Origin of the sequence: Mediterraneibacter agrestimuris (genome assembly GCF_943193195.1) — a bacterium.
Lineage (GTDB): Bacteria > Bacillota > Clostridia > Lachnospirales > Lachnospiraceae > Schaedlerella > Schaedlerella agrestimuris.
The window spans coordinates 38,082-54,049 of the sequence record NZ_CALPDG010000011.1 but is presented as its reverse complement, the minus strand read 5'-3'; the positions used below and the strand labels follow the sequence as shown (position 1 = coordinate 54,049).

15 protein-coding genes are annotated in these 15,968 nt (G+C 42.5%); 12 read left to right on the top strand and 3 right to left on the bottom strand.

Annotation, left to right across the window (positions count from 1 at the left end; all coding sequences use genetic code 11):
* The first annotated feature begins 36 nt into the window (after window positions 1-36).
* From NFS18_RS07735 to NFS18_RS07720, 4 genes are all read left to right on the top strand, one after another.
* Window positions 37-201, top strand: coding sequence for a hypothetical protein (locus NFS18_RS07735; protein ID WP_251389513.1), 165 nt, complete (start codon window positions 37-39; stop codon window positions 199-201).
* Window positions 202-601: 400 nt separating this feature from the next.
* The gene (locus NFS18_RS07730) at window positions 602-1,273 is read left to right on the top strand and encodes an acyltransferase (protein WP_251389512.1); all 672 of its coding nucleotides are present in this window, start codon (window positions 602-604) and stop codon (window positions 1,271-1,273) included.
* A gap of 136 nt (window positions 1,274-1,409) precedes the next feature.
* Window positions 1,410-1,895, top strand: a complete 486-nt coding sequence (locus NFS18_RS07725; protein WP_251389511.1) for a cytidylate kinase-like family protein — start codon at window positions 1,410-1,412, stop codon at window positions 1,893-1,895.
* A gap of 17 nt (window positions 1,896-1,912) precedes the next feature.
* The gene (locus tag NFS18_RS07720; protein WP_251389510.1) at window positions 1,913-2,257 is read left to right on the top strand and encodes an arsenate reductase family protein; all 345 of its coding nucleotides are present in this window, start codon (window positions 1,913-1,915) and stop codon (window positions 2,255-2,257) included.
* A gap of 98 nt (window positions 2,258-2,355) precedes the next feature.
* Here the strand turns inward: NFS18_RS07720 and NFS18_RS07715 are convergent, their stop codons facing one another.
* The 3 genes from NFS18_RS07715 to NFS18_RS07705 are packed head-to-tail and all read right to left on the bottom strand — an operon-like array spanning window position 2,356 to window position 4,338.
* Complete coding sequence (locus NFS18_RS07715) at window positions 2,356-3,438, bottom strand: DUF4097 family beta strand repeat-containing protein (protein ID WP_251389509.1); 1,083 nt, start codon at window positions 3,436-3,438, stop codon at window positions 2,356-2,358.
* The gene (locus tag NFS18_RS07710; RefSeq protein ID WP_251389508.1) at window positions 3,422-4,021 is read right to left on the bottom strand and encodes a DUF1700 domain-containing protein; all 600 of its coding nucleotides are present in this window, start codon (window positions 4,019-4,021) and stop codon (window positions 3,422-3,424) included. Before NFS18_RS07710 ends, NFS18_RS07715 begins: the two co-directional genes overlap by 17 nt.
* On the bottom strand, window positions 4,018-4,338 hold the full coding sequence (locus NFS18_RS07705; RefSeq protein WP_251389507.1) for a PadR family transcriptional regulator: 321 nt from the start codon (window positions 4,336-4,338) through the stop codon (window positions 4,018-4,020). Before NFS18_RS07705 ends, NFS18_RS07710 begins: the two co-directional genes overlap by 4 nt.
* Before the next feature lie 315 nt (window positions 4,339-4,653).
* Between NFS18_RS07705 and NFS18_RS07700 the strand changes: the two genes are divergently transcribed.
* From NFS18_RS07700 to NFS18_RS07665, 8 genes are all read left to right on the top strand, one after another.
* Window positions 4,654-5,325 carry a response regulator transcription factor gene (locus NFS18_RS07700; protein ID WP_251389506.1) on the top strand — a complete coding sequence of 224 codons (672 nt, stop codon included), beginning with the start codon at window positions 4,654-4,656 and terminating at the stop codon, window positions 5,323-5,325.
* An 8-nt stretch (window positions 5,326-5,333) separates the two neighbouring features.
* Window positions 5,334-6,374: a sensor histidine kinase gene (locus NFS18_RS07695; RefSeq protein ID WP_331477592.1), complete on the top strand. Its 1,041-nt coding sequence runs from the start codon at window positions 5,334-5,336 to the stop codon at window positions 6,372-6,374.
* Window positions 6,375-6,594: 220 nt separating this feature from the next.
* Window positions 6,595-7,341: an ABC transporter ATP-binding protein gene (locus NFS18_RS07690; RefSeq protein WP_251389504.1), complete on the top strand. Its 747-nt coding sequence runs from the start codon at window positions 6,595-6,597 to the stop codon at window positions 7,339-7,341.
* Complete coding sequence (locus NFS18_RS07685) at window positions 7,341-9,296, top strand: ABC transporter permease (RefSeq protein WP_251389503.1); 1,956 nt, start codon at window positions 7,341-7,343, stop codon at window positions 9,294-9,296. Before NFS18_RS07690 ends, NFS18_RS07685 begins: the two co-directional genes overlap by 1 nt.
* A gap of 283 nt (window positions 9,297-9,579) precedes the next feature.
* Complete coding sequence (locus tag NFS18_RS07680; RefSeq protein ID WP_251389502.1) at window positions 9,580-12,867, top strand: DUF5717 family protein; 3,288 nt, start codon at window positions 9,580-9,582, stop codon at window positions 12,865-12,867.
* A gap of 14 nt (window positions 12,868-12,881) precedes the next feature.
* The gene (locus tag NFS18_RS07675; protein WP_251389501.1) at window positions 12,882-14,165 is read left to right on the top strand and encodes a DUF5716 family protein; all 1,284 of its coding nucleotides are present in this window, start codon (window positions 12,882-12,884) and stop codon (window positions 14,163-14,165) included.
* Window positions 14,140-14,907 carry a hypothetical protein gene (locus NFS18_RS07670; RefSeq protein WP_251389500.1) on the top strand — a complete coding sequence of 256 codons (768 nt, stop codon included), beginning with the start codon at window positions 14,140-14,142 and terminating at the stop codon, window positions 14,905-14,907. The genes NFS18_RS07675 and NFS18_RS07670 overlap by 26 nt, the downstream gene beginning before the upstream one ends.
* A gap of 133 nt (window positions 14,908-15,040) precedes the next feature.
* Complete coding sequence (locus NFS18_RS07665; RefSeq protein ID WP_251389499.1) at window positions 15,041-15,877, top strand: amino acid ABC transporter substrate-binding protein; 837 nt, start codon at window positions 15,041-15,043, stop codon at window positions 15,875-15,877.
* Window positions 15,878-15,968: the final 91 nt, after the last annotated feature.

Sequence of the window (15,968 nt, the reverse complement as noted above, 5' to 3'; positions counted from 1 at the left end):
ACATTTCTATTGATAGGGGAGGATGGAAAAGTTATTATGTTAGTAAATAAAAATAAAGATACTTATGACAGAAAAACAGATGAATATATTGTTGCGTATATTGACCTTTTAGGTGCTACAAATAAGATTAAATCAAAGGATAGTCAATTGGCAATGAACAAACTACATAATCTTTATACATTTTCGGCAAAATTAACATGAGATGTTCAAATTGAGGAAAATCAGGACATACTTTTGCCGGCGATAGTGTGGTGTGGCTTTTACGCGGAGGCATTTCAATCAGTTTACCAATTCCCGTATATTTTGTGTTATAATGTTTTGTATGATTTTATTTCCCTCTTTTTTCCCTTATCAGGGTTCATAATGCCCTATGGGAAGATATAACGTAAGGGAAAGCTCACCTGCTATAAATTTAGGGTTTTCAAGGGTTAACGGAAATTTTAATAATAAAATATAACAGCGAATGTTTTCCTTAAAAATCATCAAATCACAATCAGAAATTGTAACTGAAAATTTTCAAAAAAGAAAGTAAAACGGGTCTCTAAGGAATAGACTTGTAACAGGAGCGCTGCCTGAACGGCGGCAGAAGAGGAGGACAGCAATGAAGGAACTGACAGTACAGGAGCTATATACTTTGGACGAAACAATAGCGAAGGATATATTCGATGGTGTGACTTATCCGTGGGAGGTACTTCCGAAGATCAGTGGATTTATTCTGGAACTGGGAGCAGAGCTGAGTGAAGAGGAGTATGAGAAGCGCAGTGAGAATGTGTGGGTCGCAAAATCTGCGAAGGTAGCCCCGACAGCATACATCAATGGTCCTGCCATCATTGGAAAGAATGCAGAAGTAAGGCACTGTGCATTTATCCGCGGCAATGCAATTGTCGGTGAAGGCGCTGTAGTAGGCAACTCGACAGAGCTTAAGAACGTTATCTTGTTCAATAAAGTGCAGGTGCCTCATTATAACTATGTCGGCGACTCTGTTCTTGGGTATAAGTCTCATATGGGCGCCGGTTCTATTACGTCAAATGTGAAGTCCGATAAGAAGCTGGTTGTCGTAAAGACACCAGAAGGCAATATGGAAACAGGGATGAAGAAATTCGGCGCAATGGTTGGCGATGAGGTAGAGGTTGGATGCGGAAGTATTCTGAACCCGGGAACTGTTGTTGGAAGTCATACGAATATTTATCCGCTTTCTTCTGTGCGCGGTTTTGTTCCGGCAGGAAGCATTTATAAAAAACAAGGTGAAGTGGTAGAGAAAAGAGAAGATTAGGAGTATATAATCGGGCTGTCGGAGAATTGAGATCCGGCAGCTCAAATTTATATTCCCCATCTTTCCATTTGGTGTTATAATTATATAGAAACGTGTCATCCGACATCTCACATAAGAATAATAGGAGGAACGAATCATGAAATTAGTCATTACTATGAGCCGTCGTTTTGGAACCGGAGCCAGTGTGATCGCACAGGAGCTTTCCGAAAGACTTGAGATTCCTGTATATGATAGAGTATATATTGAGCAAAAGCTCGGTGAGCGTGCATACGAAACAGAGGCGGAAGCCATCCGCAAGCTCGCTGAAACACCTTGTATCATCCTCGGCCGCTGTGCTTGTGATATTTTAAGGGATCGGATGAATGTGCTGAATATCTTCGTCTGTGCATCCAAAGAGGACCGCATTCAGCGAATCATGAAACTGGAAGACTGTTCCTGTGAACAAGCTGAACACGAACTGGAAGAGACAGACCGCGAACGCGCCGCTTATTACTATGAGCACACAGGCAAAACATGGGGGGATGTCAATGATTACCATATGATTCTGGACACCTCTGAGCTTGGGATAGAGAACTGTACCAATATACTGATGCAGTATTTTGAAAGATTAGAATATATTTAAAAAGGGAGAAAAAGCAGATGTTATTTATAGGTTATCCGAAATGTACGACCTGCCAGAAGGCAAAGAAATATCTTATGGAAAAAGGATTGGAATTTGAGGAGCGCGATATCAAAGTGGACAATCCGACCAAAGACGAATTGACTGCATGGTATCAGAAGAGCGGACTGCCGCTGAAGAGGTTTTTTAATACGAGCGGAATGGTATATAAGGAATTGCAATTGAAGGACAAGCTGCCGGATATGAGCGAAGAAGAACAGCTATCTCTTCTGGCGACAGATGGAATGCTTGTAAAACGTCCCATTGTCATCACAGAGGATAAGGTGCTGACAGGCTTTAAAGAGAAAGAATGGGAAACATTGTAAATTTTCTGTTTCTTGAATTTGGGTGTAATAACGGAGCTGCCACTTCTGCTGGTTATTTATCTGCAGAAGCGGCAGATCTGTGTATCCGGCACCTTTGGTTACCGGTAATTGATATTTACATTTCCGTCCTGACTGCGGATTGTAATGATCTTTTCTGTATTTTCTTTAGAGGAAGCGGTGTGATAGGATACTTCCCCGTCTTCGTCCTGATAATGTTCAAGCAGCGCATCTTCGGGAAGAGAGAGATCACCGTATTCCAGTTCGACCGCAAGCTGATAATTTTGAATTGTCACCGGAAGAGACAGGTTTAAGCTGCCATATTCCATTGTACAGTCCAGACTATCCATAGCTGCCGCGTCAAAGTCAAGATCTCCATATGCCAGCGCGAAATCTGCTGTTTTGCAGGAGGTATCTTTTAAATGTATGTTTCCGTCTTCTGAAATAACGTTCAGAGAGTCGGATTTTACGATATCAAACACTAAATCTCCATCATCCATTTGGAAATCAGCGTTACCGAGGACAGATTCCTTGAATTCGGCTGAACCGTATTCAGAAACGACAGAAAGTTTATCGGCTTTTAACGCGTCTGCAAGTATTGTTCCAGTGTCGGTTTTTAGTTTCATATCTTTTGCAGAAATGTGGTCTAGTATGATATTTCCATAGGAAGCGTCAATGGAAACTGCCTGGCTTTTGAGACCGGAGACTTCGACAATGCCGTAATCATTATAAATATCACTTTGCTTTAACGTTGTGTCTTCCGGCAGGTATAGTGTTATATATGGCGATGTCGTTTCACTGGGCCTGAAATTAAATCCTAAGATAGTCATCACATGCTCCCTCGAAGCAGTCTGTGAGAGCGTGAGAGTGTCATTTGCCACTTTGCAGACCGGCTTACTGTAATCTCCATGGAGTAAATATTCTACATAGTATTTGTTATCATCCGATGGAAGAATCTGGATGTCTGCTTCGGAATCGATATTTAAGTCCAAGTTAGAAAATGCGTCTATTTGCATTTTCTTCTGGAAATAAGGTTCTGATTCTTCATAAGAGGAGCGGATTCCAGAACTGGAAAACACAACGCCGGGATGTCCGCCAAGTCCCATTCCGATCCCCATAATGGCAAGACCGGCGCCTGCTGTAATGGCAGATACTGCCAGTATCCGTTTAGTTAATGTTTTCATTTTTACGTCCTCCCTTCTTTGTAATACGTCCTAAGAATTGTGCGGTTTTCTGTAAAAACCATTTGCACAGGCAGAATAAAACATATGCGAACAAAATACCGACGCCCGCACAGGAAAGGCTGAAGCCTAATGTGGCGATGCCGTTGGCAAAGCTGTGAAACAGCAGCGCAATTCCTCCAACAAATCCAACGACTGCCGCGGCTATCACGCAGAAGGCTGAAAGTAATAATCCGCCCAGTACGCAGAGAACGGAAAATATCAAAGCGGCAATGACCATTACCAGGCAGAACGCCAGCGGCAGCGCAATCGGAGCGGCGCATATAGCGAGCAGACCGACCCAGACAGCTTTGAAGCTGCGTTTTACTGTTTTCGGCGGTTCTTCCATGCTTTTGGCAGCGAGGTTCAGGATCAGTTCCTTCGCTGCTTCTTCCGGCGTACCCAGATCCTCGATCGCCTTTTGCTCATTTTCCGAACCTGCCTCTGCGAAATATTCTTCAAAGTAATCCATTGCCTGTCCGAAGTCTTCTTTTGGAAGGCGCCGCAGACTGTAGGCAAGTGTTTTCATGTATTCTTTCTTGGTCATTTGTCAGTCCCTCCTCTTATAATATCATCTACGATTGAGCGGTAACGGCTCCATTCATCCATCAGCTCGGTTAAGTACTGCCTGCCTGCATCTGTGATGGTGTAGTATTTACGGTTGCGTCCCTGAAATGGCTGGTCGTATGCTTCTACACAAAGATTCTCCTGCAGCCGCTTCAGAATCGGATACAAGGTGGAATCCTTGGTGGAGGAAGACGCACGCTTGATGATCTGGCTGATCTGGTAGCCATAAGCATCTTCTTCGGCAATCACCGAAAGTACAAGCATATCAAACATGGGTGCGCTTAATGGAAATGTCATATCATTACTCCTTTCTTCAACAGTATATGTTAAATATATTTATATATTTGATTTACATATAATATATAATATATAATATACAAAGTCAATACATATAATCAAAAGAAATTCTAAAGAAAAACAGAAGTTATTGTGCACAGTAACAAACAGAAGAAAGGATATGCAGCGGTTTATTATAGGAAATTGTTTTTCCCGCAAAGTCTATAAGAACATGTAATAGAGAGAAGGAAATATGTTGAAATTAACGGGATATTCAGTATAATAACAAATAGAAATAGTGAGAAATCACTAAAAATAATGGAAAAGGAGCAGCTTATGTACCGTATTTTAATTGTAGAAGATGATCACACCATTGCAAAGACCGTTCAGGCACATCTGGAAAAATGGGATTATGAGGTTCTTTGCATCGAGGACTTCAAAAGGGTTGAAGAAACTTTTCAGGGCTTTCTGCCGCAGCTTGTGCTGATGGATATTCTGCTTCCTTTTTATAATGGTTTTCACTGGTGTACACAGATTCGCAAGAGTTCTAATGTGCCGATCATTTTTCTCTCTTCGGCAAGCGACAATATGAATATCGTGATGGCAATGAATATGGGTGGAGACGATTTTATAGAAAAACCGTTTGATCTAAATGTGCTGACCGCAAAGATTCAGGCACTTATTCGGAGGACTTATGCATTTGCGGGGCAGAAGAATCAATTGGAACATGGAGGCGTCATTTTAAATCTGAATGATGCGACTGTTGTTTATGAAAAAGAAAAGCTGGATCTGACGAAAAATGATTTTAAGATTTTACAGCTTTTGATGGAGCATACGGGAAAGATCGTACGGCGGGAAGAGATTATGGAACGGTTGTGGGAGAGTGATGAATTTATCGATGACAATACCTTGACCGTTAATATGACAAGACTTCGTAAGAAATTAGAAAGTATTGGTGTGCACGGCTTTATTACGACAAAGAAAGGAATCGGGTATCTGATAGAATGAGAAAGTTTTTGACAGGTTATTTTCGTAAGGAAATGAAATATATCGGAGGCTATCTGGGGTGTGTGGGGATTTTCTGTGCAGTTCTTTACCTATATAATGTAAGTCTGGATGCCGTTAGTTACGGTGCAGTCCTGTCGGGCGTTCTTCTGGCAGTGAGATTGCTCATAGACTATATCCGGTATTTACGGCATTATGAAGAGCTTTCTGCGGCGCTGGCGGCAATCCCGTATGAAGTACGGGAATTACCAAGAGCAGAGGATGCAATCGAGGAATTGTATCAAGAGAAGGTAATTGTGCAGCATGTGCATTCGGCGGAGATGGAATCTAAGATGCGGATCGGCAGGCAGGATATGCTGGATTATTACAGTTTGTGGGTTCACCAGATTAAAACACCGATCGCAGCGATCCGGCTTCTGCTTCAAAGCCAGGAGAATATGGAGCTGGAGGAGCGCGGGAGCACAGCCGAGGAGATTGAGGAACAGGAAACGGTATTTCTTAAAAATCTGAAAATGGAACTGTTTAAAACGGAGCAGTATGTAGATATGGTATTGTCCTATCTTCGTATGGAGGAAATGTCTTCGGATATGGTGCTGCAATGGTATCCGCTGGACGAAATCGTGCGGCAGGCTGTGAAGAAATTCTCACCGCTCTTTATTATGAAGAAAATCCGTTTGGAATACCAGAAATGTGAAACGATGGTACTGACGGATGAAAAATGGCTGGTATTTGTACTGGGGCAGTTATTATCCAATGCTTTGAAATATACTGCAAAGGGAACGATCACGATTTATCAGGAAGAAGGGGAGTACGGCCGCCTTGTGATAAAGGATACGGGAATCGGTATTTCGCCGGAAGACCTGCCCCGCATTTTTGAAAAAGGATTTACCGGATACAATGGACGTCAACATAAGAAATCAACCGGAATCGGGCTGTATTTATGTAAGAGTATCTGTGATAAGCTGAATCACGGAATCGCAGCGGAATCAGATATCGGAAAAGGGACCTGGATTTATCTGGAATTGAAGAGACGGGAATTGACAGTAGAGTGATGATTAAAAAATGTACCTTACGTTACAGTTCACACGGCATCTTGCACTGCGCTGCAAGGTGTCCGACCAATGAAGTGATGACAGCGATATATCCAGCCCTCGCCGAAGGCGACTTAAAATGGGCTGGATACTGTTACTGGAACACCCGTAGGGTGTAAACAGTAACTATCTTACAAAAGTGTAAGCTGCCTGCAAGGCAAAGTTATGGCATAGCCTGCCGATGGAACGCTATAATAAGCGCAATACGACTCGTTATGGCGGACAGCAGGTGCAGGCGCTTTCTGATGTGACCTTCTCTGTAGAACCGAAAGAATATGTAGCGATCATGGGAGAGTCAGGTTCCGGTAAGACTACATTACTTAATATTCTGGCGGCGCTGGATAAACCGACCAGTGGGAAGGTGTGTCTGAAGGGCAGAGACTTGGGCGACATCAAGGACAAAGAGATGGCGGCTTTCCGAAGACAGAATCTGGGGTTTGTATTTCAGGATTTTAACCTGCTTGATACATTTTCACTGGAGGATAATATCTACCTGCCGCTTGTGTTGGCGGGAAAGAAATATGCGGAAATGAACAGCCGTCTGCAGCCGATTGCGGAACAGCTTGGTATTACACATTTGTTGAAAAAGTATCCATACGAGGTGTCAGGCGGACAGAAACAGCGTGTCGCAGTGGCAAGAGCGCTGATCACCAAACCGCAGATGATTCTTGCTGACGAACCTACGGGAGCGCTGGATTCCAGAACCGCAGATGATCTGATGGAGCTGTTTACGGACATCAACCGGAACGGGCAGACGATTTTGATGGTAACCCACAGTGTCCGTGCGGCAAGCAGCGCCAATCGTGTGCTGTTTATCAAGGACGGCGAGGTATTCCATCAGATTTACAGAGGCAACTTAAGCAACGAGGAGATGTACCAGAAGATTGCAGACGTGCTGACTGTGCTGACAACGGGAGGTGATCATTGATGTTCTATCCAAAGCTTGCTGTGACGAATATAAGAAAGAACCGGAAGAGTTATTTCCCGTATATCCTGACTTGTATTCTTACGATTATGATGTTCTACACAATGGATGCAATCTGTAAAAACAAAGGAGTTTATGAGATGCGTGGCAGTGACGCTATGATTGCCGTGCTGAATATGGCATCTTGGATCACCGGTATTTTTGCAGCAATTTTTCTATTTTATACAAACAGCTTTTTAATAAAACAGCGGAAAAAAGAATTCGGCGTCTATCAGGTATTGGGCATGGACAAACGGAATTTGATGAAAATGCTTTTGTGCGAGACTTTTCTGACGGCGGTTGTCAGTATCGGGATCGGACTTGTGCTGGGGATATTGCTTGGAAAATTGTTTTTCCTTATCTTGCTCAAAATGATTCGTTTTGCAACCCCTCTTTCGTTTGCGATTGAAGGAGAATCCATTGTCCGTACATTGATTTTGTTCGGAGCGGTATTTGCAGTCACCTTTTGCTTCAATCTGCTACAGCTTCGGAAAGTCGATCCGGTGGATCTGCTCCATGGCGGAAACGTAGGGGAGCGGGAGCCTAAGACAAAGTGGCTGTTGACGAGTATTGGTACGGCGACGATCGCAGTTGGTTATGGAATTGCGCTTTTGACAGAATCACCGCTTGCTTCTCTGGAGAATTTTTTCTTTGCCGTAATTCTGGTCATTATCGGTACTTATGCATTATTTACCGCAGGAAGTATTGCTTTTTTAAAACTGTTGAAGAGGAATAAGAATTATTACTATAAGTCCAATCATTTTGCAACTGTATCCGGCATGTTGTACCGGATGAAACAGAATGCGGCGGGACTGGCAAATATCTGTATCATGAGTACGATTGTTTTGGTATTGATTTCTGTAACCGTGTCGTTGTATGCAGGAATGCAGGATATTCTGGGACTACGGTTTCCGATGGAATACCATGTGGCAGTTTACGATCCAGATCAAGAGAGAGTTTCCCAAATGCAGCAGATTGTGGAAGAGGAACTGGAACGGGAACAGGCGCAGGTGGAAGAGAAGGAAGAACTGGTGTCTTTGTATCTTGTGGGAACTGTGTCTGGGAATACGGTGTCTGTGTCGGACGGAATGATGAATCTTGGCGGTACGCACAGTATAGTAGTTACCACATTGGACTGCTATAACTTCATGGAAGACAAGAATGAAACATTAGCCGAAGGAGAAATTCTCTTATGTCCGGCGAAGGGAGAAATGCAAGGCAATACAGTGACCATCGGGGACAGCAATTTCCATGTAAAGAAATACTTGGACTCGATCAAAATGGAGACTTATGAAGATTCGGCAGTGACTCCAAATGTATATGTCGTTGTGTCTGACCAGAATGAACTGTACAAAATAGCTGATAAATATGCATTTAATGGGCAGGGATCAATTGTATATCACCAGTATTTTAATCCGAAAGGAGAAAAGGACGCATGTACAGCCGCAATGAATGCGATTTATGAACGGGGAGCAGAGATAGACGGAACCTATTTTGAATGGAGAGAGAATTCAGAGGAGGAATTTTACCAATTGTACGGCGGATTCTTGTTCATTGGTGTGTTTGTCGGATTTCTGTTTTTGATGGGAACGATATTGATCATTTACTATAAACAGATATCAGAAGGTCTTGATGACAGAGCGTGTTTCCAGATTATGAGTAAGGTAGGCATGAGCCGGAAGGAAGTAAAGAAAACGATCCATAGCCAGGTACTGACTGTGTTCTTCCTGCCCCTGGGCGTGGCAGTGGTGCATGTGGCAGTGGCGTTTAAGGTATTGACCAAATTAATGGCAATGCTCAATCTGACGAATGTGCCTCTGGAAGCTGCATGTACGGTAGGAACGGTAGCTGTATTTTCAATTTTTTATGTAATTGTTTTTCTGCTCACATCAAAAGAGTATTACAGAATCGTGAAGTAAAATGGAATGTGAATTTTAAGAAAAAGTTTGTTGAGTGATTTGGGAGAACAGCAGGAAGATAAAAACTTGCTGTTCTTTTTTATCCTATATCTATTGCATCTGAACCCTCTCATATTATTAATTCTATACTTTCTTTCCATTGAATGGAAAAACGGGTATTCGTGTATACAATTCTAAAAATAAAATCTTTGATTCCCCATTGAACCGCCCGAAAAATAATGTTATAATTCAATACAGAATGCGTAACTATGCACAGATATAGTAAATGGAGTAGGTGGCTAAGTTGAAGAATAAAATCAAACGTCTGTCAAAAGGAGAATTTCATATTTCCCAGCCGGAGATTATTTTTCCGGAAACACATCTGATCATGAGGGTGGGAGAGGGTGAAAAGTATAGAGGAAGCTTTTCATTACAGAATCAGGGTAAAGGAAGCATAAGAGGGCTTGTTTATCCGTCTTCTTTTCGTGTCCAGTGTGATGAACAGGGCTTTGACGGTAATCCGGTAAATATTTACTATACATATGACGGAACAGGGCTGGTGCCGGGACATGTAGAACACGGTAAGTTTACGATTGTCTGCAATGGCGGTGAATATGATGTGGCATTTACTGCCATTATTGAGAAAACTTTCGTCATGACACAGTACGGCAAGGTACAAAGTCTTGATGATTTTAAAAAGCTGGCATTTCGTGATCCTGCTGAGGCTGAAAAGTTGTTTCGTTCCAGAGATTTTTATGAAATCTTAAAATATGAGGACAAGCGGATACAGGCACTTTATGATAATATGCGCACTTGGGAGCTGGATCAGCAGGCTCTGGAGGAATTTCTGGTGGGCTGTAAGCAGAAAGAGAAGATTTTTCTATCGCTGGAAGAGGACAGCCGTGCGTTTACATCTCTTACAGAAACGAGAAAAGAAACATTTACAGTTAAGAAGAATACATGGGGATTTCTCACTATAGATGTACGTGTAGAGGGAGATTTTCTGGATGTGGACCGTACAAGAATTACGACAGAGGAATTTGTCGGCAATTCTTACAGGCTTGAATATTTTGTCCGACATGATAAACTTCACAGGGGAAGTAATTTCGGTCAGATTGTGCTGGATACTCCATATGAGACACTGGCTTATGAGATTATTGTGGAGAAAGATATTGTCAGGGACGATGAGCGGCATCAAAATGAACTCGAATTCGCAAGTATTCTAAAAGGATACTTGCAGTACGAGGCGGGAAAAAAGGATATCAATACATGGACAGATGAAGCGCTGAAGCGCATTGAACATCTTCGTAAGGTGGATGACAGAAATGAGATTTATCTTCTTGTCCATGCCCATATTTGTCTGCTCGGACACCGGATGGATGAAGCAAAATGGTTGCTGGAATCTTATAACTACAATCGGTTTTCTATTGGAAAAGACGTGGAGATGAGTTCTTACTACCTATATCTGACAACATTTCTGAGCAACGATTCTATCGGACAGAGACGGGTGGCGGAAGAGCTTGCCAAGTCTTATCTGAAACATCCGGATAGCTGGAAGATTCTCTGTATGCTGGTCAATGTGGATTCAGAATATAAGATATTGACGGAGCGTCTTCGTGTGATGGAACAGATATTTAATGAAGAAAAGGTTCACAGTCTGATTTTCTATATGGAGGCATTCAGGTGCTATCGTGAAAAGAGCATGACATTGAAGAAGCTGGGAACCTTTGAAGTGAGGGTGCTCTCTTTTGCAGTCAAATATAAATTGATGACTAAGGAACTGGCGCTTTACACTGCCAATTTGGCGAGTCAGCTGAAGACTTATGACAAGCATCTTTATGAGACTCTTGCGGGAGCTTATGATATGTATCCGGAATCTATGATTCTGACTGCAATTTGTACGTTGCTGATCAAAGGAAACCGGATTGACGGAAGTTGCTTCAAATGGTATGAAAAAGCAGTGGAATCAGAACTTAAGATTGCACAGCTCTATGAATATTATATGGCGTCTCTGGATTTGTATCATTTTAAGAAGGCGCTGCCGAGAAGTGTATATCTGTATTTTATGCATGGTAACACACTGGATTACAGGAGATGTTCTTTCTTGTATTCAAATCTGATTACATATATGGATGAGAGCAGTGAAATCTATGCCCATTACCGGGATGAGATGGAGGCATTTGCATGGAATCAGCTGGATCGAAGACATATTGATGAACAGCTGCGTATTATCTACAAACGTTTTGTTGTAGAACAGACTATGAATCCAGACCGTGTGAAAGCGTTGTATGATATTTGCCATGCTTATGATATTACTACAAAAGTGCCTTATATGAAGTATATTCATGTTGTTGAAGAGGATGGTACTGTGTCACAGAAAGTGCCGTATTCGGAACATGGTACACAGGTATTTCTGTATTCCAAGACCGCACGTCTGGTATGGGAGGGCAAGGACGGCAGACATTATACTGACTCCATTCCATATGAGAGCAGGAGATTGTTCTACGAATTGCGTTATATGGATATGTGCCGCAAATATATCAACGGTCTGAAGCTGAACCGGGAAGAGGAAGAAGCAGAAGAAATGACGTTGGAAGTTGTCCGCAGAAAGGGACTGGAAAAGTACAATGACACGGAGCTTCTGACATTGTGCAGCAGGACGATCCGGGAAAATAATTATGAAAATGATGATTTTCTTACTTATGTGTGTTTTGAATTGTTTAAGAAGAATCAATATGATAAGGTCATTCTTACTTATCTGGCGGCGTTCTACTGCGGTGCGACTATTGAGATGAAACGCCTCTGGAGAGAAGCAAAGGAGTATGAGGTACATACCCATAAGCTGGCAGAGCGGATTCTGACACAGATGTTATTTGCGGAAGAGATTTTTGGTGAATCTGCAATCTTTGAAGACTATTATGCGGAGGGAGCATATTTCCGGCTGCAGCAGGCATATCTGGCTTATATGTCGAGAGAGTATGTGACCGAAGAACGTAAGATCAGCAAGAGTGTTATTGATATTATCTGCAGGGAATATGAAAAAGGTGAAGAAGTGATTGATATCTGTAAAATTGCGGTGTTGAAATATTATTCCGCACGGGAGTATGGCAACGCACGTAAAACCGTGAAGCAGTTTTTACAGGAGCTTTGCGGCAAGCAGATTTACTTCCCATTCTATCTTTCTTATGAGAAAGACTGGCTGATTGAACTGCAGATCTGGGACAAGACGCTGATAGAATACAAAGGTCAAAAGGGCAGCCGAGTCATGTTATATTATCAGCTTCAGAAGGGCGGACAGGAGACGACAGACTACTCAACGGAAGTGCTGACACCGATGTACGAAAATATTTATGTGAAGAAGTTTGTTCTTTTTGCAAATGAAACATTAAAATATTATTTTAAGGAGACGATAGATGGCAACTCATACCGCAGTGACAAGGAGGAATGTTCCAAGGAACTTCCGAGAGGGGAAAAGGGACGATATGGCCGCCTGAATGATATTTTACTTTCAGAATGCGCAGAGCGGGAAGCAAGGATGAAAGCATATACACTGGAAGATGTGACTGCGGCACATATGTTTGAGCAATATTAAGGAGGCATACTGTTATGGGACAGGGCAGTATCATAGGGTACGAAATAAATGAAAAGACATGCCAGATCAGTTACTATAACGAAGAGCAGCTTGAGCCGGAGACACTGGAGGCAGATACAGATAATTATCAGATTCCGCTGATGATCGGAAAGCTCAGAGATACATGGGCATATGGAAAAGAGGCAAAACGGCTGGCAACGGTCAAAGAAGGTTTTGCAGTAACAAGGCTTCTGGAACGTAGTCTGGCAGGTGAGAAGATTGAATTTGCCGAAGAGACTTACGATGCGGTCTGGTTGTTATCCAAGTTTGTACAGATGTCGCTTCATGCATTTCCTCAAATTGACGGTATCGTGTTCAGTGTGCCGGAACTGACAGAGGAACTGGCACAGCTGCTACGGGGGATCGCGGTGCGGATGGGGATAGATAAACAGCATATTTTTATACAGGATTACAAGGAAAGCTTCTGTAACTATCTGTTTTATCAGCCAAAAGAGCTGTGGCAGTATGATGCGGCATTGTTTTGTTGTGACAGAAATGAGATTAAGGCATATATGCTTCGCAGACTGAAGGCGGGGTTAGGCGGCGGCAAGACTACGTTTGTGACGGTAGATGAAGTGGCAAGTGCACATATGAAAGAACTGGCTGCGGTTTATCCGGTACTTAATGAAGACAAGGCGCGGGAAGCAGATTCCATGTTTTGCAGATTTATTGAGGGGGTATTTGATAAACGGATTGTTTCTTCGGTATTCCTTACAGGGGAGGGATTTGATAATAACTGGTATCCTAAATCCTTAAGGGTGCTTTGTAACGGAAGACGTGCATTTATTGGGAATAACCTGTACAGTAAGGGCGCATGTTATACAGCATACCGTAAGGAATATATGCATATTGAGAATCCGGTTTATCTTTCAGAAAGCAAACTGACAGATCAGATTACGGTTAATATGCGGGTGAACGGACAGGAGATGAATTATCCAATAGTATCCTGGGGTGCTCAGTGGTATGAATCCAACAGCCAGATTGAGGTGCTGGTGGACGATCTGCAGGAAATTGATTTTCATGTGGAGTCTTTGGTACAGGGCAGTGTAAAGACCGAAACGATCTCACTGGATCATTTGCCGAAGCGGGCAGAGTATTCCACCCGGTTACAGATCGAGACATTATTCTTAAATGAAAAAACTTGCAAAGTTACTGTAAAAGATGCAGGATTCGGAGAGTTTTTTCCGGCAACAGATTTTCAGGAAGAGAAGATTATACATTTAGGAGGCAACGATGGGAAGTTTAGTTCTTTGTCATGACAGACATTCGACACATCCATATGAGATCTCGAGGATTCACTGTAAGATTTTTACAATTGAAGAATTATGCTACTATCTGTGCAACAATCTGTATCTGATTGATTATACGATCATGAACGAGCAGCTTTGTACATGGCTGGAAGAAGAACTGGGAATGGGAGAGCTTGCCGGAATGCTGCGGGATGAAATTCGTCTGCATGGTTCTGTGGAAAAATTTGTTCTGACGATTCTGAAATATTCCAGAATTTACCGTGAGCCGGAAATGATCCGGATTCAGAATGTATTGGAAAGACTGAAAAATCAGAAAGACATTGAACGTCAGAAATATAAAGGCGACAATCTGCTGGAAAGCGGCGAGATTGAAGAAGCGATCATTGTATATCAGGCAATTTTGAATCAGGAGAAGGATGAGACAGTAGACAATAAATTCTACGGCAGAATTTATGCGGGGCTGGGTGCTGCTTATGGAAGACTGTTTTTGTATGAGGAATCTGCGAGAATGTATGACAGGGCCTATCAGATCTGCGATGATAAGGTTCTTCTGAAGCCGTATCTCTATGCTTCCTATAAGTATATGTCTCTGGAGGAGTATCACATTCTTTTGACGAAACACGAGGAGTATATAGAGGTCAACGCTCAGATGCGGCAGGAGATGCAGGACTTGAAAGCGGAGATTCCGAAAGAAATCGGAGAAGAGATGCTGGAGAAGTGGAAGCGGCAATATAGAAGAAGTCATATATAAAAATGGTATATATAAAAACCTCAGTAAAAGGATTTGACAACCTTCCGGTTCTATGTTATTATGAGTGGGTGATTTAGCGTGGTAAAGTGGTCAATTGCTAATACAACAACGTGAATTCAGGGAGGAATCAGATATGAAAAGGAAATTAGCCTTACTTTTAGCAGGAACGATGATGGTATCCATTGCACTCGCAGGATGCGGAACAGACAAGAATGCAGATTCTGCTAAAGAAGATAACACAAAAAAGGATGCAGGATTTACAGTAAAAGAAGAAGGCGATACATTTACAGTAGGTTTTGATCAGGATTTTCCGCCGATGGGATTTGTAGGAGACGACGGAGAATATACAGGATTTGATCTTGAACTGGCAACAGAGGTTTGTGACAGACTTGGGTTAAAGTTCGTGCCGAAGCCGATCGCATGGGATGCGAAGGATGCAGAATTGAATTCGGGCGGAATCGATTGTGTCTGGAATGGATTTACCATGAATGGCAGAGAGGATTCCTATACATGGTCAGAACCTTATTTGAACAACAAGCAGGTGTTTGTTGTAAGAGGTGACGCAGACATTAAGTCAGAGGCGGATCTGTCAGGTAAGGTAGTGGATGTGCAGACAGATTCTTCTGCACAGGCAGCATTGGCTGATAATCAGGAATTGACGGAGACATTTGGTAATCTTGAAGTGGTTCCGGATTATAATACAGGTTTTATGAATCTGGAATCCGGTGCGGCAGACGCGGTTGCAATGGATATTGTAGTAGCGGCATACCAGATTGAACAGCGGGATGCGGATTTCATTATTCTTGATTATGAGATTGCGGCAGAAGAGTATGGCGTTGGTTTTGCAAAGGGTAATGAAGTCCTTAGAGACCAGATACAGAAGGTACTGGAAGAGATGGCGGAAGATGGAACTCTTGCCGAGATTTCAACAAAGTGGTTTAAGGATGATATCACAATAATTGGAAAATAATGTTACAGTACCGGTTTGCAGACGCGCAGATAAGTATGCGGTGTGTGCGGTAATGAAATAATCAATAAGAAAAAGAAAAACGGGCTGTCAG

What these genes read in the sequence shown, in the direction of transcription:
- NFS18_RS07690 (WP_251389504.1), top strand. Translation starts at nt 6,595, where the DNA reads ATGGAACGCTATAATAAGCGCAATACGACTCGTTATGGCGGACAGCAG.
- NFS18_RS07705 (WP_251389507.1), bottom strand. Translation starts at nt 4,338, where the DNA reads ATGACATTTCCATTAAGCGCACCCATGTTTGATATGCTTGTACTTTCG.
- NFS18_RS07720 (WP_251389510.1), top strand. Translation starts at nt 1,913, where the DNA reads ATGTTATTTATAGGTTATCCGAAATGTACGACCTGCCAGAAGGCAAAG.
- NFS18_RS07700 (WP_251389506.1), top strand. Translation starts at nt 4,654, where the DNA reads ATGTACCGTATTTTAATTGTAGAAGATGATCACACCATTGCAAAGACC.
- NFS18_RS07675 (WP_251389501.1), top strand. Translation starts at nt 12,882, where the DNA reads ATGGGACAGGGCAGTATCATAGGGTACGAAATAAATGAAAAGACATGC.
- NFS18_RS07665 (WP_251389499.1), top strand. Translation starts at nt 15,041, where the DNA reads ATGAAAAGGAAATTAGCCTTACTTTTAGCAGGAACGATGATGGTATCC.
- NFS18_RS07710 (WP_251389508.1), bottom strand. Translation starts at nt 4,021, where the DNA reads ATGACCAAGAAAGAATACATGAAAACACTTGCCTACAGTCTGCGGCGC.
- NFS18_RS07735 (WP_251389513.1), top strand. Translation starts at nt 37, where the DNA reads ATGTTAGTAAATAAAAATAAAGATACTTATGACAGAAAAACAGATGAA.
- NFS18_RS07715 (WP_251389509.1), bottom strand. Translation starts at nt 3,438, where the DNA reads ATGAAAACATTAACTAAACGGATACTGGCAGTATCTGCCATTACAGCA.
- NFS18_RS07670 (WP_251389500.1), top strand. Translation starts at nt 14,140, where the DNA reads ATGGGAAGTTTAGTTCTTTGTCATGACAGACATTCGACACATCCATAT.
- NFS18_RS07730 (WP_251389512.1), top strand. Translation starts at nt 602, where the DNA reads ATGAAGGAACTGACAGTACAGGAGCTATATACTTTGGACGAAACAATA.
- NFS18_RS07725 (WP_251389511.1), top strand. Translation starts at nt 1,410, where the DNA reads ATGAAATTAGTCATTACTATGAGCCGTCGTTTTGGAACCGGAGCCAGT.
- NFS18_RS07685 (WP_251389503.1), top strand. Translation starts at nt 7,341, where the DNA reads ATGTTCTATCCAAAGCTTGCTGTGACGAATATAAGAAAGAACCGGAAG.